General features: G+C 64.6%; 20 protein-coding genes. 5 read left to right on the forward strand and 15 right to left on the reverse strand.

Translation table 11 applies throughout. The features are described from left to right. The first annotated feature begins 96 nt into the window (after window positions 1-96). On the forward strand, window positions 97-273 hold the full coding sequence (locus PGB28_RS16010; protein ID WP_333908246.1) for a DUF6356 family protein: 177 nt from the start codon (window positions 97-99) through the stop codon (window positions 271-273). Window positions 274-343: 70 nt separating this feature from the next. Here PGB28_RS16010 and paaG read toward each other — a convergent pair whose 3' ends face one another. The 12 genes from paaG to PGB28_RS16070 all read right to left on the reverse strand — a co-directional run bounded on the left by paaG (window position 344) and on the right by PGB28_RS16070 (window position 13,759). Beyond that, a complete protein-coding gene (gene paaG, locus PGB28_RS16015) occupies window positions 344-1,129 on the reverse strand; it encodes a 2-(1,2-epoxy-1,2-dihydrophenyl)acetyl-CoA isomerase PaaG (protein ID WP_271422533.1) in 786 nt (261 codons plus the stop codon). Beyond that, window positions 1,126-3,168 carry a phenylacetic acid degradation bifunctional protein PaaZ gene (gene paaZ / locus PGB28_RS16020; protein ID WP_271422534.1) on the reverse strand — a complete coding sequence of 681 codons (2,043 nt, stop codon included), beginning with the start codon at window positions 3,166-3,168 and terminating at the stop codon, window positions 1,126-1,128. Before paaZ ends, paaG begins: the two co-directional genes overlap by 4 nt. Further along, complete coding sequence (locus tag PGB28_RS16025; RefSeq protein ID WP_271422535.1) at window positions 3,168-5,204, reverse strand: FAD-dependent oxidoreductase; 2,037 nt, start codon at window positions 5,202-5,204, stop codon at window positions 3,168-3,170. Before PGB28_RS16025 ends, paaZ begins: the two co-directional genes overlap by 1 nt. Continuing rightward, window positions 5,201-5,965, reverse strand: coding sequence for a Phenylacetic acid catabolic protein (locus tag PGB28_RS16030; protein WP_271422536.1), 765 nt, complete (start codon window positions 5,963-5,965; stop codon window positions 5,201-5,203). The genes PGB28_RS16025 and PGB28_RS16030 overlap by 4 nt, the downstream gene beginning before the upstream one ends. Next, on the reverse strand, window positions 5,962-7,026 hold the full coding sequence (locus PGB28_RS16035) for a 2Fe-2S iron-sulfur cluster-binding protein (protein WP_271422537.1): 1,065 nt from the start codon (window positions 7,024-7,026) through the stop codon (window positions 5,962-5,964). Before PGB28_RS16035 ends, PGB28_RS16030 begins: the two co-directional genes overlap by 4 nt. A gap of 13 nt (window positions 7,027-7,039) precedes the next feature. Next, window positions 7,040-7,507, reverse strand: a complete 468-nt coding sequence (gene paaD, locus PGB28_RS16040) for a 1,2-phenylacetyl-CoA epoxidase subunit PaaD (RefSeq protein WP_271422538.1) — start codon at window positions 7,505-7,507, stop codon at window positions 7,040-7,042. Continuing rightward, window positions 7,501-8,259, reverse strand: a complete 759-nt coding sequence (gene paaC / locus PGB28_RS16045) for a 1,2-phenylacetyl-CoA epoxidase subunit PaaC (protein ID WP_271422539.1) — start codon at window positions 8,257-8,259, stop codon at window positions 7,501-7,503. The genes paaD and paaC overlap by 7 nt, the downstream gene beginning before the upstream one ends. Further along, window positions 8,259-8,543, reverse strand: a complete 285-nt coding sequence (gene paaB, locus PGB28_RS16050; protein ID WP_271422540.1) for a 1,2-phenylacetyl-CoA epoxidase subunit PaaB — start codon at window positions 8,541-8,543, stop codon at window positions 8,259-8,261. The genes paaC and paaB overlap by 1 nt, the downstream gene beginning before the upstream one ends. A 75-nt stretch (window positions 8,544-8,618) precedes the next feature. Beyond that, window positions 8,619-9,596, reverse strand: coding sequence for a 1,2-phenylacetyl-CoA epoxidase subunit PaaA (paaA, locus tag PGB28_RS16055; protein WP_271422541.1), 978 nt, complete (start codon window positions 9,594-9,596; stop codon window positions 8,619-8,621). Between the two features lie 4 nt (window positions 9,597-9,600). Further along, entirely contained in the window at window positions 9,601-10,806 is a 1,206-nt protein-coding gene (gene pcaF / locus PGB28_RS16060) for a 3-oxoadipyl-CoA thiolase (protein WP_271422542.1), read from the reverse strand. Window positions 10,807-10,994: 188 nt separating this feature from the next. Beyond that, on the reverse strand, window positions 10,995-12,041 hold the full coding sequence (locus PGB28_RS16065; protein WP_271422643.1) for an MBL fold metallo-hydrolase: 1,047 nt from the start codon (window positions 12,039-12,041) through the stop codon (window positions 10,995-10,997). Then, on the reverse strand, window positions 12,041-13,759 hold the full coding sequence (locus PGB28_RS16070; protein ID WP_271422543.1) for an acyl-CoA dehydrogenase: 1,719 nt from the start codon (window positions 13,757-13,759) through the stop codon (window positions 12,041-12,043). The genes PGB28_RS16065 and PGB28_RS16070 overlap by 1 nt, the downstream gene beginning before the upstream one ends. Window positions 13,760-13,855: 96 nt before the next feature. On the opposite strand from PGB28_RS16070, the gene PGB28_RS16075 reads away from it, so the two are divergent. Both PGB28_RS16075 and PGB28_RS16080 read left to right on the forward strand, forming a co-directional pair. Continuing rightward, window positions 13,856-14,818: an L-threonylcarbamoyladenylate synthase gene (locus PGB28_RS16075; protein WP_271422544.1), complete on the forward strand. Its 963-nt coding sequence runs from the start codon at window positions 13,856-13,858 to the stop codon at window positions 14,816-14,818. 152 nt (window positions 14,819-14,970) lie between these two features. Next, on the forward strand, window positions 14,971-15,201 hold the full coding sequence (locus tag PGB28_RS16080; protein WP_271422545.1) for a hypothetical protein: 231 nt from the start codon (window positions 14,971-14,973) through the stop codon (window positions 15,199-15,201). A gap of 366 nt (window positions 15,202-15,567) precedes the next feature. On the opposite strand, the gene PGB28_RS16085 is transcribed toward PGB28_RS16080, so the two are convergent. Beyond that, the gene (locus PGB28_RS16085; RefSeq protein WP_271422546.1) at window positions 15,568-15,711 is read right to left on the reverse strand and encodes a hypothetical protein; all 144 of its coding nucleotides are present in this window, start codon (window positions 15,709-15,711) and stop codon (window positions 15,568-15,570) included. Window positions 15,712-15,892: 181 nt separating this feature from the next. On the opposite strand from PGB28_RS16085, the gene gtdA reads away from it, so the two are divergent. Beyond that, window positions 15,893-16,942: a gentisate 1,2-dioxygenase gene (gene gtdA / locus PGB28_RS16090; protein ID WP_271422547.1), complete on the forward strand. Its 1,050-nt coding sequence runs from the start codon at window positions 15,893-15,895 to the stop codon at window positions 16,940-16,942. Between the two features lie 372 nt (window positions 16,943-17,314). Here the strand turns inward: gtdA and PGB28_RS16095 are convergent, their stop codons facing one another. After that, complete coding sequence (locus tag PGB28_RS16095; RefSeq protein ID WP_271422548.1) at window positions 17,315-17,917, reverse strand: YqgE/AlgH family protein; 603 nt, start codon at window positions 17,915-17,917, stop codon at window positions 17,315-17,317. 95 nt (window positions 17,918-18,012) lie between these two features. Here PGB28_RS16095 and PGB28_RS16100 point away from each other — a divergent pair, with 95 nt between their 5' ends. Next, window positions 18,013-18,813: a protein-disulfide reductase DsbD domain-containing protein gene (locus tag PGB28_RS16100; RefSeq protein WP_271422549.1), complete on the forward strand. Its 801-nt coding sequence runs from the start codon at window positions 18,013-18,015 to the stop codon at window positions 18,811-18,813. A 16-nt stretch (window positions 18,814-18,829) separates the two neighbouring features. Here the strand turns inward: PGB28_RS16100 and PGB28_RS16105 are convergent, their stop codons facing one another. Continuing rightward, a complete protein-coding gene (locus tag PGB28_RS16105) occupies window positions 18,830-22,243 on the reverse strand; it encodes an efflux RND transporter permease subunit (RefSeq protein WP_271422550.1) in 3,414 nt (1,137 codons plus the stop codon). Window positions 22,244-22,340: the final 97 nt, after the last annotated feature.

Raw genomic sequence — 22,340 nt, forward strand, 5'->3', positions numbered from 1 at the left:
TGAACTCCGGCGAATGGTTCTTCCGTTTCGACATCTCTAATCTCCTTATCGTCGAAGACCAGCAGACAACAAATCGTAGCTTACGTCAGTGTCCGAATTTCAGGGGGTAGCTCAACCTACTGGCAGCACATGCGCTTTGCTTTGGGCTTTGCCCTGTCCCTGTTTGCCGCGGCGGGAGCAGCGCTGATTCACGCGTTCCTCCCAGCCTTTTTCGAGAAAACCGCAAGCCGCATCGTCACCCGGCTCTATGGGCGCATTCACAACCGGCGATGAGCAGCGGCATTGGTCCAGAGCACCGGGCAATTTGACTGGTCTTGCCCGGAATTTTGACAGTTCCGGGTCCCTACCGCCCCCGAAACTCTGGCGCGCGCTTTTGCAGAAAGGCCGAGACGCCCTCGGCATAATCCTCGCTCTCGCCGCATGTCTTCATGGCATCGGCCTCGATCTCCAACTGCGCCTCCAGCGTGTTGACCGCCGCCGCCTGTATCGTCTGCTTGGTGAGCCCCAGCCCCAGCGTCGGCCCGGCAGACAGCCGCGCGGTCAGCGCCCGGGCCTCTTCCATCAGCGTCTCATCGGGCAGTGCCTTCCAGATCAGCCCCCACTCCGCAGCCTGCGCCGCGCCGAGCGGCTCACCGGTCAGCGCCAACCCCTTGGCCCGCGCCTCGCCCAGAAGCCGCGGCAAATGCCAGCTTCCGCCGGTGTCGGGGATCAGCCCGACCTTGGCAAAGGACTGGATAAACCGCGCGCCGGTCCCCGCCAGAACAATGTCACAGGCCAGCGCCAGATTGGCCCCAGCCCCTGCCGCCACGCCATTGACCGCGCAAACCACCGGAAATTCCAGTGACCGGATCAGCCGCACCAATGGCGCATAAAACGTCCTGACCGTATGGCCCAGATCGGGCTTGCCTTGCATCTTGCTGGGGTCGCGATCGCCCAGATCCTGCCCGGCGCAAAACCCCCGCCCCGCCCCGGTGAGCAGGATCGCACGCGTGCCCCCGTCCCGCGCCGCTTCAATCGCCGCGCGCAGGGCAAGGTGCATCTCTTCGTTGAAACTGTTGAGCCTGTCCGGCCTGTTCAATGTGATCTCGGCCCACGTGCTGTGATCGCTCACAAGGATCGTGTCGCTCATGACAAGACCTCATAGGCATTCATCGTCAAAAGCTCGTATTCCGCCAGCGCATCGCCCTCCTGATCGCGCAGCCGCACAAACCACCGCACCTCGCCATAATCGCTCGTCCGCCGCGTCTTGCGCTTGACGGTCAGTTGCACCCGCAGCCGCGTTCCCGCAGGGGCAGGCTTCAGAAACCGCAAGGAATTCAGCCCTGTATTGGCCAGCACCGGGCCTTCATCGGGCTGCACGAAGAGCCCCGCGGCAAAGGACAACAGCAGATAGCCATGCGCCACACGCCCCGGGAAAAACGGGTTCCGCGCGGCGGCCGCGTCGTCCATATGGGCATAGAACGTGTCACCGGTAAACTTGGCGAAATGCTCGATATCCTCCAGCGTGATTTCACGCTCGGCGGTGTGAAACGTCTCGCCAATCTCCAGCGCCTCAAAGCTGCGGGTAAAGGGATGATCCGGGCCTTTGATCTCCTGCGATCCCGGCACCCAGACATCGCCAATCCCGGTCAGAAGATCGGGGCTGCCCTGCACCGCCGTGCGCTGCATGTAATGCATCACGCCACGCACACCGCCCAGTTCCTCGCCGCCGCCCGCGCGCCCCGGCCCGCCATGCACCATATGCGGCAAGGGGGAACCGTGGCCGGTGGATTCCTTCATGGACGTCGCGTTGTTGAAATAGAGCCGCCCATGGAACGCGCCCGATCCGAGCACCGCCGCCCGAGCGACGGCGGGGTCGCGCGTCACCACCGAGGCGACAAGCGAGCCGCCGCCGCGATTGGCCAGCGCCAGCGCATGGTCCAGATCGCGGTAGCCCATCACCGTGGAGACCGGCCCAAAGGCCTCGACCTCATGCACGCGCGCAGCGCCATCCGGGTCTGCACAATGAAACAGCATCGGCGGCAGGAACGCGCCTTTGGCGGCATCCGCGCCCTGCACCTCGAACACCTCCGGATCGCCAAAAACACATGCCGCCTCGGCCCCGATCTGCGCCACCTTCTCCAGCACATCCGCCTTTTGAGCGCTCGATACCAGCGCCCCCATGCGCGTGGCCGCGTCCCGTGGATCGCCGATCACGACCTTGCCCAGACGCGCAGACAACGCCTCGATCACGTCCCCGACATGCGCCTCGGGCGCGATGATCCGTCGAATGGCCGTGCATTTCTGCCCCGCCTTGGCGGTCATTTCCCGCGCCGCTTCCTTGATGAAAAGGTCGAACTCCGCCGATCCCGGCACCACATCGGGGCCAAGCACGGTGGCGTTCAGACTGTCCTGCTCTGCCACAAACCGCACCGAATTGCGCATCAGATTGGCATTGGACCTCAGCTTCAGCGCGGTGTCTGCCGAGCCGGTGAAACTCACCACATCCTGACAATCCAGATGATCCAGCAACGCGCCTGTCCCGCCGGACACCAACTGCACCGCGCCCTCGGGCAAAATCCCGCTGTCGATCATGATCCGCACACAGGCCTCGGTCACATAGCATGTCGCCGTCGCCGGTTTCACGATGGCAGGCATGCCCGCCAGCAATGTCGGCGCAAGTTTCTCCAGCATCCCCCAGACCGGGAAGTTGAAGGCGTTGATATGCACCGCCACACCCTGCAACGGCGTGCAGACATGCTGGCCCAGGAATGTCCCCTCGCGCGACAGCTGCTCCACATCGCCGTCCAGATAGACATGCCCGTCCGGCATCTCGCGCCGCCCCTTGGAGGCGATGACAAAAACCGTGCCGATGCCGCCGTCGATGTCGATCTTGCTATCGCTTAGCGTCGCGCCGGTGCGATAGGACAGCTCATAAAGCGCATCGCGATGGGCGTTGAGATGCGTGGCCAGCGCCTTGAGCATCCGCGCGCGGTCATGGAACGTCATGGCGCGCAGCGCCGGGCCACCCACAGCGCGGGCATGATCACGCATCGCCAGCACATCCAATGCATCATTGCCCGCACGGGCAAAGACCTCGCCCGTCACCGCATCGGCAATGTTGCGCGCGCCTGCGCCGGGGGCGATCCAGCGGCCACAGGCAAAGCTGGACACATCCAGTTGGCTCATCACAGTGCTCCTTTCACCTGTTCTGACAGCACCCAACTGCCCGGGCTCTCCTCCGCGATCCACGCCATGGTGGCCGCAATCCTGTCCCAGCCCACGGCACCCGCGGCATGCATCGGCCCGCCGCGCCGGCGCGGAAAGCCGTAGCCGTGGATCTGCACCATATCGACCGCCGCGTCACTTTCCGCGATCCCGTCCTCGACAATCCGCGCGCCTTCATTGGCCAGCACGGCCAGAATGCGGGTGGATATTTCGTCCTTATCCAAAGGCGTCCGGGTCAGGCCCTGATCGCGAGAATAGCCTTGGATCACCGCCTGCACCTCCGGCGACGGGACCGGCGCGCGGCTGCCCTCTTCATAATCATACCAGCCCTTGCCGCTGCGCTGGCCCAGACGGCCCATCTCGCAAAGCCGATCGGCAATGGTCACGTAGCGCTGCGCCGGGTCGCGCGTCGCCGCCTGCCGCAGCCGGTTGGCCCAGGCGATCTGCAATCCCGTCAGATCCTGCAATTCAAACGGCCCCATGGGCAGCCCCAACGCCCGCGCCGCCGCGTCCACGTCGCCGGGCAGACAGCCATCGGCCAAGAGATACTCCGCCAGCCGCCGGTACTCCGCCAGCATCCGGTTGCCGATGAACCCGTCGCAGATCCCGGCCAGCACCGAGACCTTGCGCAAGGCTTTGCCAAGGCTGAACCCGGTCGCCAGCACCTCTGGCGCGGTCTCGGGCAGGGGCACGACTTCCAGCAGTTTCATCACATGGGCGGGCGAAAAGAAATGCAGGCCAAGGCACCGCTCGGGCGATGCGATCCCCGCAAAAATATCGCACGGGTCAAGGTAAGAGGTATTGGTGGCAAGAATTGCATCGGGGCGCATCACATCCGCCAGAGCGTCAAAAACCGCGCGTTTGGTATCGAGATCCTCGAACACCGCCTCAATCGCCAGATCCGCATCACGCGCCGCGTCATACCCCGCGCTGGCGGTGAACCGCGCCTGTTGCGCGGCGGCTTTTTCAGCGCTCAGCTTGCCACGTTTCACGGTCCCCTCGATCAAGCCCGAGACACGGGCCTGCGCGGCTGCCGCCGCCTCTGCATCCCGCTCGATCAGCGTCACCGCATAGCCGCCCGACAGGCCGGCGGCGGCGATCCCCGCGCCCATCAACCCGCCGCCGATCACCGCCACGCGGCTGATGTTACGTGGCTCCGCGCCTTTCAGCGCCGCCGGGCGCGACACCTCGCGCTCGGCGAAAAACGCATGGCGCAGCGCGCGGCTCTCATCGCTCTGGCGCAAGTCCAGATGCAGGGCGCGTTCCCTTGGCTGGCCCTTTTCAAACGGCAAAAGCGCCCATTGCAGCGCCTCTAAATTCAACAGCGGCGATTGCTGCCCCTTGGCGCGTTTCGCGATCTCGGCACGCTTGGCCTCCAGTGCCGCCGCTCCCATCGGCACCGTCTCCCGCGCGCTGACCTTCATGGGCCGCGCGGGCAGATCGGCGGCGAAGTCGCGCGCTGCCGCCTCGGCGTCTCCGTCAAACACCGCGTCCAGCCCCCCGGCCTCCAGCATCTCGGGCGCGGAAACCATCCGCCCCGACGCGGCCATATCTATGGCCAACGCCATGCCAACCAGACGTGGCGCGCGCTGTGTACCGCCCGCACCGGGGACCAGCCCCACATTCACTTCCGGAAGGCCAAACCGCGTGCCGCGCTCGGCAATGCGCCAGGCACAGCCCATGGCAATCTCGAACCCGCCGCCCAGCACAGAGCCGTGCATGAGCGCCAGAAACGGTACGGTGCTGTCCTCGATCGCTTGGATCACATCGGGCAAATGCGGCTCAACCGGCAGCGCATCAAACTCCGACATGTCGCCCCCCGCGACAAAGGTCTTGCCCGCGCAGCGCAGGATCGCCAATCGCGCCCCGGCCACCTCGTCCACAGCCCGCAACAACCCTGCGCGCACGGCGGTCGAGGTCGCGTTGACCGGCGGGTTGTCGATGGTGACTAAGGCCAGATCGCCGTCACGGGCGACAGTCACGGGCGCGGCACTCATGCCGTCAGCCCCGGCTCCGCCAATGCCGCGCCCAGCGCATCCTCCCAGGCCTGCCGTTGCGCCGCGCTGTCCCGATGGCGCAGACCCAACCGCCGCAGCATTTCGTGCCGCGCGCTGTCCCCGCCGCCAAAGACAGGCACCACGCGCGGTCGCCAATAATCCAGCGCGGCGCGGATTTCCTCCGCGTGCCCCTGCTCGACCAGATGCGCCAGCCCTTCACGCGCCAGCTTCACATGGTTGGCCTCGACCGGGGCAATCTTCCGGAACGCCTCGGCCAGCGGCTGATAGGAGACGCGCGTCAGATCGTCGAGTTGCACCCCCACGGCCAGCCCCATGACCAGGTTCATGGTCACCGCATCCACCCAGCCGTCCAGCGGATAGTTGAACACCGACAGACGCATGTCATGCTCGGACCGGGTGGCTCCGGGCGGCGCATCGCGCTCCAGCCGCGCCTCCCACGGGTGGGAGTTTGCATAGCGCGCGGTATTCGCCCCGAACTCGCCCATCAGGTCGAGCACCATTTCCGCGTGGCGGGTCTTTTCCAGCGTGATCTTGGCCGCCGCAATGCGTTCGCGCAGCCCCGGCGCGGTGTTGATGCTGCCCGCAAACCCGGCCGCGCCCGCCAATTCGCTATCAATGAAAATCGCCATGATCTTCATCACCTCGGCCCGGTAACGCGCATTGGCATTGGCCGGGCTGGTCACCACGCCCCCCTGTGCCAGGTACTCCTCAAGCGCCATCGTTTCCTGTGTCTCGCTCATTGGTCGTAATCCACCGTAATCCTATCGGTCAGGGCAAAGGACTGGCAGGACAGGATATAGCCCTGCGCCACCTCGTAATCCTCAAGCGCGTGATTGGCGGCCATCTCGGCCTCGCCCTCGATCACCTTGCAGCGGCAGGTCGAACAGACCCCGGCCTTGCAGGCATAGGGCGCGTCAATCGAATTCTCCAGCGCCGCGTCAAGGATCGAGGTCCCCTTGTCCACCTCCAGCACCCGGGTTGCCCCGTCGAGCGTAACGCTCACCTTTGTCTGTGCAGCGCCGGTCTCAACCCTGGACGCCGCGGGCCGTTTGGCACGCCCGGGCTGGCCGCTGGCAAACAGCTCGAACTTGATCTGCGCCTTGTCCATGCCACCCGCTTCCAGCGCCCGCGCAATGCCCAGCATCATCGGTTCCGGCCCGCAGATATAGGCCATGTCCATCGACGGCAGATCAATCCAGTGCTGGAACAACTGAGCGCATTTCTCTTCCGTCACCCGCCCGGTGAAGAGGTCGATATCCTGTGCATCCGTTTCCAGCACATGGATGACCGTCAACCGCCCCATATGCTGGTTTTTCAAATCCTCGATCTCTTCGCGGAACATGATCGAGTTCACGCCGCGATTGGCATAGACCAGCGTAAAGGTCGATTTCGGCTCGCGCGCCAGCACAGAGCGCAGGATCGACAGCACCGGCGTGATCCCGGAGCCACCGGCAAAGCCAAGATAATTGCGCGCCGCAGACGCATCGGGATCGACGGTAAAACTGCCCATCGGCGGCATCGCCTCGACCACGTCGCCGACCTTCAGCACCTCATTGGCAAATGTGGAAAAGGCCCCGCCCTCGACCCGTTTGATCCCCACCTGCAGCCTGCCCTCATCCAGCCCCGCACAGATCGAATAGGACCGGCGCAGTTCCGTGCCGTCAAATTCGCGGCGGAAGGTCAGGTATTGACCGGGACGAAAGGCAAAAGCGCCCGGATCGTCGGGCTCCAGCGTGACCACCACCGCATCGCGGATGGTGTTTTGCAGGTCGGTCACTTTCAGAGAATGGAAACGCGCCATGGCTTTCCCTTGTTCAGATACATTTGAAATAGTCGAACGGCTCCAGGCAGGATTTGCACCGCCATTGCGCCTTGCACGGGGTCGAGCCGAACTGGCTGATCCGCTCCAGATCTGTTGACGCGCAGCGCGGGCAGCGCGCCGGGCCGCCTGCGGGCTGCGGCGGGGCAATGCCGTATTCCTCCAGCCGCGCGCGGGCGTCCTCGGTGATCCAGTCGGTGGTCCATGCGGGGGACAATTGCTGGCGGGTCTCGACCTTGGCCAATCCCTTCGCCTCCAGCGCCCTCACGATATCCATCGCGATCACGGATGTGGCCGGGCATCCCGAATAGGTGGGCGTGATGGTCACGATCGTGGTGTCACCTTCCTGCGCCACATCCCGCACGATGCCCAGATCGACCACAGACACCACCGGGATCTCCGGATCCGGCACCTCGGCCAGCCAGGCCCATATCTGGTTGAGATCGGGGGCGGTTGTCACCATGTGGCCCCCGGATAAGCGCGTTGCAGCCACTGCATCTGGGTCAGCATATGGCCCAGATGCTCACTGTGACGCATGCCGCTCTTGCCGCCCTTTTGCGAAAACGGCGCGTCCGGTGCGGATAGCGTGGCAGCGCCCAGAAGCTCGGCCAGCCGCGCGCGATAGCGTGTCTCGATCTGCACCATATCCGGCCCGATCCCCGCCTGCAAAGCGGCGTCGTCCACCGCATCCGGCGTGAACATCTCGCCAATGTAAGGCCAGAGCAGGTCCAGCGCCGCCTGCATCCGGCCATGGCTTTCCGCCGTGCCATCACCCAGCCCGATCACCGTGTCCGAGGACCGTTCCAGATGATAGCGCACCTCCTTGGCGGCTTTCACGGCAATCTCGGCCACCCGCGGATCGGAACTTTCGCTCAAGCTCTCCAGCGTCAGGTCATGCCAGAGATCAAACAGCATCTGCCGCATCATGGTCTGGCCGAAATCGCCATTGGGCTGCTCGGTCAAGAGCACGTTGCGAAAATCCCAGACGTCACGCAGGAAGGCCAGATCGTCCGCCGAGCGGCCCTGCCCCTCGACCTCACCGGCATAGCCCAGCCACATCTGCGTCTGGCCGATCAGGTCCAGCGCGGTATTGGCCAGCGCGATATCCTCTTCCAGCACCGGCGCATGGCCACACCATTCGCTGACCCTGTGTCCCAGCACCAGCGTGTTGTCGCCCAGCCGCAGGAGATATTCGAAAAGCTGTTCCGGGCTCATCACATATGCCCCGCCTCGTCTGGAATGTCGAAGAATGTGGGGTGGCGATAGACCTTGGACTCGGACGGCTCATAAAGCGGCCCCTTGTCCGACGGCGACGAGGCCGCGATATGGCGCGCCTCCACCGCCCAGATGCTCACACCCTCATTGCGGCGGGTATAGACATCGCGGGCATTCTTGATCGCCATTTCCGCATCGGGCGCATGCAGGCTGCCCACATGACGGTGGTTCAGCCCGTGCTGACCGCGGATGAAAATCTCCCACAGGGGCCATTCACTGGACATGGTACACTCCCTCTCAATTTCGCGGACCAAAAACCTTCCAAGGTTTTTGCAAATTTCTTCAAAGAAATTTGCTCCTCACTCTGCCGCCACGCGCCTTGCTACCTTCTTCTTCGCATGGGCCAAAAGCCCGTCACGCACCCACTTTCCGTCATCCCACGCCTTGTTGCGCGCGGCCATGCGTTCGGTGTTGCAGGGGCCATTCCCCTTGAGCACCTCGAAGAACTCCGACCAATCGGGCTGGGTAAAATCGTAATGCCCGGTCTCTTCGTTCCATGTCAGGTCCGGGTCCGGCACCGTAAGCCCCAGATATTCCGCCTGCGGCACGGTCTGATCGACGAATTTCTGACGCAGCTCGTCATTGGTGTTGATCTTGATCTTCCAGGCCATCGACTGCGCCGAATGCACACTGTCTTTGTCGCTTGGGCCAAACATCATCAGCGACGGGTACCAGAAGCGGTTGAGCGCATCCTGCGCCATTTTCTTCTGCGCCTCTGTCCCCTGCGCCATCTTCATCATGATGTCGTAGCCCTGCCGCTGGTGGAAACTTTCCTCCTTGCAGATGCGGATCATCGCGCGGGAATACGGCCCATAGGACGTGCGCTGCAGCGGCACCTGGTTCATAATCGCCGCCCCATCGACCAGCCAGCCCACCGCGCCCATATCGGCCCAGGTCAGCGTGGGATAATTGAAGATCGAGCTATATTTCATCCGCCCGTCCAAGAGCATCTCGGTCAGCTCATCGCGGCTCACCCCCAGCGTCTCGGCGGCGCAATACAGGTACAGCCCATGCCCCGCCTCATCCTGCACCTTGGCCAGAAGGATCGCCTTGCGCTCCAGCGTCGGCGCGCGGGTGATCCAGTTGCCCTCGGGCAGTTGGCCGACAATCTCGGAATGGGCGTGCTGTCCGATCTGGCGGATCAGCGTCTTGCGATAGCCCTCGGGCATCCACTCTTTCGGTTCGATCTTTTCGCCCGCATCAATGCGCGCCTGAAAGGCGGCAAGCTTTTCAGGATCGTCCTGGCTCGCCTCGGATTTCACCATCTGTGCATACATGGTCTCACACCCTCTCCAAAATCATTGCAGTGCCCTGCCCCACGCCCACGCACATGGTGCAAAGCGCATAGCGACCGCCCGTGCGGCGCAGCTGATAAGCCGCCGTCAGCACCAGCCGCGCGCCGGACATGCCCAGCGGATGGCCCAGCGCGATCGCCCCGCCATTGGGATTCACATGGGGCGCGTCGTCATCCACGCCAAGGGCGCGCAACGTGGCCAACCCCTGCGCGGCAAAGGCCTCGTTCAACTCTATCACATCCATCTGCGCGATGCTCAGCCCGGTGCGGTCCAGCACCTTGCGGCAGGCATTCACCGGCCCGATGCCCATGACGCGCGGCTCTACGCCCGCCGAGGCCATGGCCACCACCCGCGCCATGGGCGTCAGCCCGTGCATGGCTGCGGCCTCTTCGCTGGCCAGCAAAAGCGCCGCCGCGCCGTCATTCACGCCGCTGGAATTGCCCGCCGTGACGCTCAGGTCAGGGCCATTGATGCCGCGCAGCCCGGCCAGCTTCTCCGCCGTGGTGCCGGGCCGGGGATGCTCATCACGCGCCACAACCACCGGGTCGCCCTTGCGCTGCGGAATACTTACCGGTGTGATTTCCTCAGCAAAGACGCCTGCGGCGTCCGCCGCCTCCCAGCGCGCCTGAGAGCGCGCGGCAAAAGCATCCTGATCTTCGCGGCTCACGCCATACTCCGCCGCCACATTGTCGGCCGTCTGCGGCATGGAATCGATCCCGTATTGCGCCTTCATCTTGGGATTCACAAAGCGCCAGCCGATGGTGGTGTCGAATATCTCCGCCGCCCGGGAAAAGGCCGCCCCCGCCTTGGGCATCACAAAGGGCGCGCGGCTCATGCTTTCGACCCCGCCCGCCAGCGTCAGCGCGTAATCCCCCGCCTTGATGCCGCGCGCGGCAAAGCCCACCGCATCCATGCCGCTGGCGCAAAGCCGGTTCACCGTCGTGCCGGGCACTTCCACCGGCAACCCCGCCAGAAGCGCCGCCATGCGCGCCACGTTGCGGTTGGATTCGCCCGCCTGATTGGCATCACCCAGGATCACCTCGTCAATCCGCGCCGGATCAAGACCTGGGTTGCGCTCCATCAATGCGCGGATCGGGATCGCCGCCAGATCATCGGTGCGCACCGAGGACAAGGCCCCGCCATAGCGCCCGATGGGCGTGCGCAGCGCGTCGCAGATCAAAGCCTCGGCCATATGCGTCCTCCCGTTGGTCTCCCGTCATGCGCCAGCAGTGCATTCCCCCGACGCTGACACAAGCCCCGGCCCGTGGCACCCAAAAAGTTTTACCGACCGTCCGGTCAGTCTATTCCTGATTCGCAAAATCTGGCAAGAGTTTCGATCAATGCTGCGACGGAATGGCCGATATACGCGGGGCGCGCGCCCTACAGATTGCGCGCCTGCCACTGCCACGCGCCATCCGCGCGCCGCTCCCGCGTGGCGCGACCCTCGTGCCACAGATGCAGGCAATGGGCCATCGCCTCGACCAGCGCGAGGCCATATTCCCCATCACCGATTGTGCGCTTGAAGAGCGGCGGGAAACACTCGCCCGCCGTTCTCGGCTCCGCCAGATGCGCCTCAAGTCGTCTCAGCGCGCCGTGATGGTTCTCGATCAGCTGGCGCAGGCGCAGCGGCAACCCGGTAAAGGGCAGCTTGTGCCCCCCCAGCACCAGATGATCCTCGCGCGCAAAGGGCAGGAACTTTTCACAGCTTTCCAGCCAATCGGCCACCGGATCGGCCTCGGGCTCGGTGGCGTAGACGCCGATATTGGACGAGATCGACGGCAAGATCTGATCGCCCGCGATCACGATATGTTCGTCGCGGCTCCAGAAGGTCAGGTGATCGGGCGCATGGCCATTGCCTAACCGCACATGCCAGCGCCGCCCGCCCATCGCAACCTCGTCGCCTTCGCGCAGCTTGCGGAAGCCCAAGGGCATCGGCCAGACGATATCGGCAAAGTTGAACGGCCGCTCCCCGGCGCGCTCGTCCAGAATGCGCGGCTCCATCCCGCAGGCGCGCCAGAAACCCAGCGTCTCCTGCGGCGGGCGGTGCTGCTCATCCAGCGTCAGCATACGCGAAAACAGCCAGGCGGTGCGGGTGGACCACAATTCCGCACCCTTCTCCGCCTGAAACCACCCGGCCAGCCCCACATGGTCGGGATGGTGATGGGTCACGATCACCCGCCCCACCGGCTTGCCGCCCAAAGGCCCGGCCAGCAATTTCTCCCAGATCGCGCGCGTGCGTTTCGACGAAAACCCGGTGTCCACGATGGTCCAGCTGTCACCGTCATCCAAAGCGTAGACATTCACATGGTCCAGCTTCATCGGCAGCGGCAGCCGCATCCACAGGATGCCCGGCGCGACCTCGGTCGCCTCTCCCTCTGCGGGCGGCGTGTCCCATGGGTAACGAATGCCTGCGGTGCCTCCGTCCATCACGCGCCCAGATCCTCGGGCGACAGCGCATAAAGCGCCTCGGCCCCGGCGCTGGCCTGCGCCAGGAGGCTGGCATGCTCGGGCAAGAGCCGTTCGATATAGAACCGCGCCAGACGCCCGCGCGCGCTGTCCGCGCCTTCGGACTCGGCGGCTTTGAGATGGTAATGCCCGCCCAGCACCCGGGCAAAGCCCATGAGAAACGGCACCGCGCCCGCAAAGCGGGCGTTCAGATCGCCCTGCTCGGCCAGGCTCTCGACCGTCTCGCGCAGCGTCTCGGACGCCTGCCAGACCGGCTCGGCCAACGCGGGCAGGCTGCCGCGCAGCCCCTCGGCATGACTTTCCACCTCATCGAGCAGCGCGGCCATCGCCTCGCCGCCATCCATCATCTTGCGGCCCACAAGGTCCATGGCCTGAATGCCGTTGGTGCCCTCGTAAATCGCCGTGACCCGCACATCGCGGGAATATTGCGCCGCGCCGGTTTCCTCGATGTAGCCCATGCCGCCATGGACCTGCACGCCCAGCTCCGCCACGCGGATGCCGGTCTCGGTGCCAAAGGCTTTGGCAATCGGGGTGAGCAGCGCGGCGCGCGCCTCCCATCCGGCATCGCCCGTGGCATGGGCCAGATCAATCGCCTGCGCACAGGCAAAAGCAATGGCCCGCGCGGCAAAGGTATCGGCGCGCATGGTGGCCAGCATGCGCCGCACATCCGCATGATCGATGATCGTACCGGTGCCGTTTTGAATCGGCGACCGCCCCTGTTTGCGCTCCATCGCATAACTCAGCGCCGCCTGTGTCGCGGCCTCGGCCACGCCAATGCCCTGCACGCCCACGCCAAGCCGCGCATTGTTCATCATGGTGAACATCGCGCGCATCCCGTCATGCGGTTCGCCCACAAGCCAGCCTTTGGCGCCGGAATACTCCATCACCGCTGTTGGCGAGCCATGCAGTCCCATCTTGTGCTCCAGCGACACCACGCGCAGGTCATTGCGCTCCCCCGGATTGCCATCCGCATCGGGGATGTGGCGCGGCACAATGAAAAGACTGATCCCCTTGGTCCCCGGCCGGGCATCGGGCAGACGGGCCAGCACGAGGTGGCAGACATTCTCGGTAAAGTCGTTGTCCGCCCAGGAGATATAAATCTTCTGCCCGGTGATCGCATAAGACCCGTCGCCCAGCGGCTCGGCCTTGGTGCGCAGCGCGCCCACATCCGATCCCGCCTGTGGCTCGGTCAGGTTCATCGTCCCGGCCCATTCGCCGGAAATCAGCTTGGGCAGGAAGCGCGCCTTGATCTCGTCGCTGGCATGGTTTTCCAGCGCCTCGATCTGCCCCTGCCCCATGAGCGGCGCCAACTGGATCGCAAGGCAGGACCCCGACAGCATGTCATTGACGGCGGTGGCCAGCATCATCGGCAGACCCATGCCGCCATATTCGGGATCGGCGGACATGCCGATCCAGCCGCCTTCGGCAATCGCGCGAAACCCATCCGCAAAGCCCGGGCTGGTGCGCACGACGCCATTGTCCAGATGCGCGGGGTGCAGATCGCCCTGCCGCTGCAACGGCGCAAGCCGCTCCTCGCACATGCGCCCGGCCTCGGTCAGGATCGCCTGCCGCATATCCTCGGTCGCCTCGGCAAAGCGGTCCGTCGCCTGCACAGGGGCCAGCGGCACCACGTGGCGCAGGATCAGATCGAAATCGGTAAGAGGGGCGTGATAGGGCATGGCAGACCTCGGGCGTCGCAATGACTTTGCTTTGTCTATTGGTCCAGCTATACCGCCCCGACCTTTTGCAGCAACCCAAACGCGGCGTCACGGATCATGGAGAAACCCATCACAGAACGGCTTGAACCGACCGAAACGGGCCTTGCCCGCGCCGCCGAAATCCTGCGCGACGGCGGGCGCGTCGCCTTCCCGACCGAGACGGTCTATGGGCTGGGTGCGGATGCCACAAACGGCACCGCCGTGGCCGGGATCTACGCCGCCAAGGGACGGCCCAGCTTCAACCCGCTGATCGCCCATGTGGCAGATGCGGACATGGCGAAACGCTACGTGGTGTGGTCCGATCTGGCTGACCGGGTGGCGGGCGCGTTCTGGCCCGGGCCGCTGACGCTGGTGCTGCCACTGCGCCCGGATTGCGGCATCTCCGAACTGGTCACCGCCGGGCTCGACACTCTGGCGGTGCGGGTGCCCGCACATCCGCTGGCGCAGGATCTGTTGCGCATGGTCGGCGTGCCGCTGGCCGCGCCCTCGGCCAACCCCTCGGGCCGGATCAGCCCCACGACACCCGCCCACGTTCTGGCCGGTCTGGACGGGGAGATCGAGGCGGTGCTGATGGGTGGCGCGTGCGAAGTGGGGGTGGAAAGCACCATCCTTGGCCTGGCCGGAGACCCGGTTCTGCTGCGCCCCGGCGGATTGCCTGCCGAAGCGCTGGAGGCGATGCTCGGCCGGCCCCTTGCCACCGGCGGCGATGCGGACGCGCCCAGCGCGCCGGGACAGCTTTTGTCGCATTACGCGCCTGCTGCGGGTATGCGCCTGAACGCCACCGAGGCGCGGGCGGGCGAGCTGCTTTTGGGCTTTGGCCCCGTTGCGGGCGACATGACGCTCTCTGCCGCCGGGGACCTGCACGAGGCCGCCGCCAATCTCTTTGGCCACCTCCATGCGCTGGACGCGCAGAGTGCAAACCGGGGCGCTGGGGTCATCGCCGTCGCCCCGATCCCCGAAACCGGGCTGGGCCGGGCCATCAACGACCGGTTGCGCCGGGCAGCGGCACCGAGGGGGTGAACCAGCTTTGGAACCGTCTCAGCGGTTTGCAGCTTCACAGCGTTCCGGCGATGCATTTTAACCTCTTCCCACAGCACGGCCATATTGTGGTCAATGTTTTTCCCCAGTCCTCAGGCTTGATTAGATCGCTCAACCTATAGAGGATCTCAGACATGAAGAAATTTTGCGCAACCGTTGCACTCGTGCTTGTCGGTACGGTCACACAAGCCTCTCCCGACCCCAATGGGCCGGCTGGCTTCACGACGGTATGGCACGGCCACGGTGCCAACCATCAGGGCAACAACACGCCCGGCGACACGGCTGCCGACCGCCATAATTTTGGGGGTGCAACCGCAGGCAACAGCGGCACAAACCCGGCCGCCGCCACGCAAGCCGGTCAGTAGGACCGACCGCCGACGGCGGCCAGGCGATCGACGACCGACCGCGCCGGGCCGCCGGCCAAGGGAAAGAGAGAGAGCCGCGCGCTGATGCGTCGTAAGTGACCTGCTCCCCTGCACGTCCTAATTGAACCGACAGCCGCCCTTCGTGATGAGGGTTGGGAACTGGTGCTCCGCGGACTAAGCCGCCATTTGAGCAATATTTCAAATGTCCGGTTCGGTCCCGACTACTGCCTTTGAGGCTAAGTCATGAAAGTGCCAAGAAGCGACATTTGCCGTTCTTGATCAACCACCTCAACTTGGTACATCGCAATGCCGGAGTAGAAGCCGTCCACAGCATCAGGCGCGGACATCTTTCATAGAACTCAAGTGCTAAAATTTTGCCTTCTTATTGGAATTTGACAGACTTTCCACATAGTCCAGCAGCACCGCCAGGGCCAGCACACTCGGCCGCTCTTCGCGGCCGGTACGCACCTTCGCAAGAGGGCTGGAGACAGAAATTGCTTGGTAAGTCACCTTTGGCGGCTGTAACCTCGGGGAAGGAACGTCAAATGGGGAAGGTCGGATCTATCACCCGGACGACGCCAGGGCGGCGGTCCGCAACCATGTGATGTCCGGCATGTCGCCCGAGGACTGATACAACCAGCTTTCGTGGATCTATGGTGGCAACGGCCTGAGCAACTGAGGAGGAAGCCCCATGTCCCTGACAAGCAAGCCCGAGGAGACGCCGGAGCGGCTGGCGTTCTACGCCAAGATCGAAAAGAAGGCCTTCACGCCGCTTTGGGCGGTGATGTCCGACATCATCACGCCGGAGCCGAAGAGCGGCTGCCGCGCGCATATGTGGAAGTTCGACGCCGCAAGGGAATACCTGATGGAGGCGGGCGGGCTGATCACCGCCAAAGAGGCGGAGCGGCGGGTGCTGATCCTGGAAAATCCGGGGCTGCGCGGGTTGTCGAAGATCACCACCTCGCTCTATGCAGGGTTGCAACTGGTAATGCCGGGCGAGGTCGCGCCGGCCCATCGGCACAGCCAGTCGGCGTTGCGCTTCGTGCTGGACGGATCGGGCGCCCACACCGCGGTGAACGGCGAGCGGACGATGATGAAGTATGGCGATTTCGTCATCACCCCGCCGACCGCCTGGCATGATCACGGCAACCAGAGCGAGGCACCGATGATCTGGCTCGACGGCCTCGATATCCCCATCGTCAGCCATTTCGACGCCTCGTTCGCCGAGGGCTACGGCGACGACGAGCAGCCGGTGAGCCGGGAAACCGGGGACAGTCTGGCGCGCTATGGTGCCAACATGCTGCCGGTGGATTACAAACAGGAGAAGCTGGCCTCGCCGATCTTCAACTATCCCTATGCGCGGTCGCGCGAGGCACTGGAGCGGATGAAGGCGCAGGACGAATGGGACCCCTGCCACGGGCTGAAGATGCGCTATGTGAACCCGGTCGACGGCGGACACGCGATGCCGACCATCGCGGCCTTCCTGCAATTGCTGCCGAAGGGGTTCAAATCGGCCGCCTACCGGTCCACGGACGCGACGATCTATGTCTGCGTCGAGGGCGGGGGGCGGACCACCATCGGCGGCGAGAAGTTCGAGTGGGGGCCGAAGGATATCTTCGTCGCGCCGAGCTGGGCCTGGGTCACCCATGAGGCGGAGGGCGAGTCGGTGCTGTTCAGCTATTCCGACCGTGTGGCGCAGGAGAAGCTGGGTCTGTTCCGGCAGGACCGCGGCAACCATTGAAGTGGAAGATGTGGGAGACTGAGCCAGACCCGTCATTAGGGCCCTGATCGATGACAAGCTCGTTGGCGTCAGATAATATGCTTTGGCCGCCGATGGGCACAAAATTCATCTGTCTGGCTTCCCTTCAGGCCTTTCTCCAAATGTCCGGATAGGGTTAGGAATTCGCGTAGCGCGCACTCACCGAACGTCCCGATTGCCCCACAATGCTTCCGTTCGAACGCGGCGCAGCATCGTGCAGAAAGGGCTCAAACCCGGAATCCGCTGCGCACAGTTTGATCGGCAGGTTCCGGGCAATCGCGGCAGCGCGCCAAACGCCGGGCCTGCGCATTTTCGCAAAAAGGATCTCTGGCCGCTGCGCCACCGTAGGCCCTCTCAGGCATGCCCCGCTGTCGCCGACAGCGCCAGAGCGTCCACCCCAAGGATATGCAGCGCGGCCTCCCATTTCTCCGGGTTCGGCCTGTCAAAGATCAGCTCCGGATCCGACGCGCATGTGAGCCAGCCGTTCTGCGCAAGCTCGCCCTCCAACTGCCCCGGTCCCCAGCCCGCATAACCCAGCGCCATGAGCCGCCGCGACGGCCCCCGCCCCGCGCCGATCTCTTCAAGGATGTCCATCGTCGCGGTCATCGACATGGCATCGTCGACCTTCAGCGTGGCCACCGGGGATTCGTAATCCGGGGAATGCAGCACAAAGCCGCGCCCCTGCTCCACCGGGCCGCCAAAGAACACCGGCGCGGCGGGCAGGTCAGGCACCATGTCGATTTCAAGCTGGGAGAGCAATTCGCGCAGGCCCACCTCGGCCACCGCCTTGTTGATGATCAGCCCCATCGCGCCATCTTCGGAATGGGCGCACATATAGACCACCGAATGCATGAAGCGGGGGTCGCCCATGCCCGGCATGGCGATCAGCAATTGCCCGGTCAGGTTCGAGGGCATCGGCTCGGTCATCGGGGTTTTCTTCCTTTGTGCTGGGCTCATCGGGCCTGTGTCAAAGATGGGACGAAGTGCAGCCACACGCAAGGCTCGCCACAAAGTGAGTTGGATTTCACCCGGCATTCGCGCATCTGAAGGGTATGAAACGTACTTTCCTGACCCTGTGCGCCGCTTTGCTCAGCGCCTCCGCCGCCTTGGCCCAGTCCAATAGCGAGATGATCCGCGCCACGCTCCTGCCCGGTTGGCAGCAAAGCGATGGCAGCCATGTGGCCGGGCTGGCGCTGGATCTGGCGCCGGGGTGGAAGACCTATTGGCGCGCGCCGGGCGACGCGGGCATTCCGCCGCGTTTTGACTGGCGCGGCAGCCGCAATCTGGCGGCTGTATCGGTGCAATGGCCGACGCCCGAGGTGATGGACCAGAACGGCATGGTCTCTATCGGCTATACCCGCGATGTCGTGCTGCCGGTGGTGATCCGCCCGAAATCGGCAGGCGACATCCGGGTCAAGGCACGGGTCGAGCTTGGCGTCTGCCACGACATCTGTATTCCGGCGGAAATCACCGTGACCGGCACGCTCCCGCAAGGCCCCGGCCAACGCGATCCGCGCATCGTGGCCGCGCTGGTCGATCAGCCGCTCAGCGCCGATGAGGCCGGTGTCACCCGCGTGAGTTGTGCCGTGCGCCCGTCGCAGGGCGGCATGGGCGTGCGCGCCGAAATTTCCATGCCCTCCGCCGGTGGTCGGGAATTCACCATTATCGAAACCGGCAACCCCCAGCTTTGGGTCGCCGAGGCCCAGACCACACGCAAGGGTCGCAAGGTCATCGCCGAAACCGTGGTCAGCCATGTGGATGGCACGCCCTTTGCGCTGGATCGCTCGGGCCTGCGCATCACCGTTCTGGGCCGCGATCACGCGGTCGATATTCGCGGCTGCTCTGGTCAGTAAGGTTGGGTCGGTTGGATCAGGCGGTTGAACGCCGCGCCCTGCGCCGTGCAACGATCAGCGACAAAGCAGCCACGACATAGGCCAGCAGCACCAGCAGCGCCGCCCCCGCCAGATAGAGCGCCAGCGCCGTCGTCATACCCACCTCGTCCGGCAGAACCCCGGCAAGGAGAGCGCGCAGCGCGTCGGGCAGATCGCCACTGATCGCCACCGCGCCCACCGTCGCGGCCAGCCAGCCGATCACCGCCAGCGTCGCCACAACCAGCATCGCGCGCACACGGCCCGCGCGGAACCGCCAGCCCCGGCGCAGCGTGGCAATGAGCCGTCCCACGTCATGCTGAACCGCAATCAGCGACGGCACCACCAGAAGCACCAGCACCATCCCGAAACCAAGCCCATAAACCAGCGTGATCACCGTGGGTTTGAGGAACTGCGCCTGCGAGCTTTGCTCATAGAGCAGCGGCGTCAGCCCCAGCACCGTGGTCAGCGTGGTCAGCATGACGGGCCGCAGCCGGTCCGCCGCCCCGTCGATGATCGACGGGATCAGGCCCCGGTCCTTGGCATAGGCATCAATCGTGGTCACCAGAACGATGGAATCGTTGATGATGATCCCGGTCATGCCCAGCATCCCCACCACCGTGAACATGGACAGCGGCACCTCCCAAAGGTGATGGCCATAAATCGTCCCCACCAGCCCGAAAGGAATGATCGCCATGACCACCACGGGCCGCGTCCAGCTGGCAAACACCCAGGCCAGCACGAGGTAGATCCCCAGCAGCACCAGCGTCAGCCCGGTGCGCGCATCGCTCAGGAACGTGTCTTCCTGCTCGCTCAGTCCCGCGAGCCGGTACTCAACCTGCCGCTCTTCGGCGATGCGCGGCAGGATCTGCTCGGCCAGCGAGGTCTCGATCTCTTCGGCACGCGCCGCATCATCGTCGGAAATATCTCCGGTGACGGAAATCAGCCTAATGCCGTTTTCCCGCCGCACCGTTGAGAAGCCGGTGCGCCGGTCCACGCTGACGATATCGGCCAGCGGCACATAAGCACCCGTGGCGGTCCGCAATTGCGTGCGCTCAAGGAAATCAGCGGTCAGTTCGCCCTCGGGCAGTTCCACGCGGATCGTGGCGCTGCGCGGCCCATCGGGATAGGTCGCGGCCTCGATCCCGTTCAGCCGGTGGCGCAGCACCCGTCCCAGCCCGTCAATGGTAAAGCCCAGCGCCTGCCCCTGCGCGGTCAACTCAAGGATCAGCTCTTCCTTGTCATACGCCAGGTTGTCTTCAACCGCCGAGACCTCGGGGAATTGCGCCAGCGCGGTTTTCAGATCTTCGGACGCGGATTTCAGCGTCTGAGCTGTCGCCCCATAGAACTGCACATCGAGCGCATCGCCCCCCGGACCAGAGCGCCACCCCCGGAAACTGACCGTCTCGACCAGCGGATGACGGCGCACCGCGTCCTGCAATTCACCCACGAACTGGAACGACGAATAGGGCCGCAGGTCTGCATCAATCAATTCAATGGAAATCCCGCCCAGCTGGTCGGGTTCCTTGGTATCGGTGCCCGAAAGCCCCTGGCCCGCATTGCCGCCGATCTCGGCGATCACATAGTCCAGCGGGTTGCGGCCATAGCGTTCCTCATACTGCGCCGCCAGATCCTCGGTCGCGCGCTGCATCTCGCGCATCATCTCCAGCGTGTCGGCGCGGGTGGCCCCCGGTGCCATGGCGAAATTGCCCGTCACCGACGCGCGTTCCGGCGCATTGAAGAACCGCCATTGAACGTCACCACGGATGAACAGCGCCACCTGCGAGGCAAGGATGACCACCACCCCCGCCAGCACCGCATAACGCGCCCAGATCACCCCGGCCATGAAGGGCCGGAACAGCGTATCACGCACCCAGCGGAACCCCCGGTTCACCACGCGGGATGGCATGTCGTACCAATGTTCCTTGGCCTGATGGGTCAGCGCATGCGCCATGTGGTTGGGCAGGATCAGGAAACACTCCACCAGCGACGCGGCCAGCACCACGATCACGGTGAACGGAATATCGGCGATCAGGTCGCCAAACCGCCCGCCAATCGCCACAAGCCCGAAAAACGCGATGATCGTGGTGAGCGTGGCGGAAAACACCGGCATCGCCATGCGTCTTGCGGCGTTTTCGGCGGCCACAACCGGGCTTTCGCCCAGCCGCCGGTAGCGATGATCGGCATGTTCGCCCACCACGATGGCGTCATCCACCACGATGCCCAGCGTGATGATCAGCGCGAAAAGCGAGATCATGTTAAGCGTCAGCCCCGACAGGAACATCAGCGCAATCGCCGCCGACATGGCAACCGGAATGCCCGCCGCTACCCAGAAAGCGATGCGCGCATTGAGGAACAGGAACAACAGCGCCAGCACAAGACCCAGGCCCACCAGCCCATTGTCGAGAAGGATATTCAGACGCCCGGTGATATATTCCGCCCGCGTGCGGATCAGCTCGACACTCGTGCCTTCCGGCAACGTGGCCTGCAACGCCGCCGCCACCTCTTCAACCTGACGCTGGATGCCGATGGCGTCGCCCTGATCGGATCGGTCCACGCGGATCGAAATTGCCGGGTTCTCACCCACGAAATATTGCCGCTCGCGGTCGATCCCCTCGACGCGCACGCGCGCCACATCGCCCACGGTCAGCTTGGAGCCATAGGGGTTGGAACGCAGCACAATGGCTTCGATCTGCTCGGCGCTGCGTTTCTCGACACCGGTGCGCACGCGGGTATTGGCGCCCGTCACATCGCCCGCCGGATCTGCATCCACCTCCTGCGCGATGGCATCTGCGATCTGCTGCATGCTCACGTCATGTTGGATCAGCGCGACCGAGGGCACCTCGATAACTGTTTCCGGCGCGGCCAGCCCACGAATGGTGGTGCGCGTGACCCCCGCAGCGAAGAGCCGGATCACCAGTTCATCGGCAAAGCGGCCCAGCTGGCCCACCGCCACGGGACCGGTGATCACAACATCGGTGACCCGGTCACGCCACGCGCCGCGCCGCACGCTGGGGTCTTCGGCCTCTTCCGGCAGGGTGGTGATGGTGTCTACGGCAGTCTGTACGTCATCGGCGGCGCGGGACATGTCCCATCCCGGTTCGAACTCCAGCTCGATACTGGCCCGCCCCTCGCGCGATGTGGACGAGGCGCTTTCCACCCCTTCCACCGCCAGAAGTGTGGGTTCCATCACCTGCACGATGGCGGCGTCCACGTCTTCGGCCCCCGCCCCGTCCCATACGACGGAAACCGTGACCTCGTCGATGATCACATCCGGAAAGAATTGCGCCCGCATATTGGGCGCGGTCATGATGCCCGCGGCCAGCAGAACCACCAGCAGCAGGTTGGCCAATGTCCGGTGGCGGGTGAAATAGCTCAGGATGCCACCGGGGCCTTTGGGCAGGTCGCGGATCATTGGAAGTCGCCTTGAGCGTAACGGGCGCTCCATTGCTGCGCGGAATCATGGCCGCAAGGCCGCCGCGCATCGCGTCGCCATTGGCTCTCGGACCAAT

The sequence above is a fragment of the Primorskyibacter aestuariivivens genome (genome assembly GCF_028023675.1).
Classification (GTDB): Bacteria; Pseudomonadota; Alphaproteobacteria; order Rhodobacterales; family Rhodobacteraceae; genus Marinovum; species Marinovum aestuariivivens.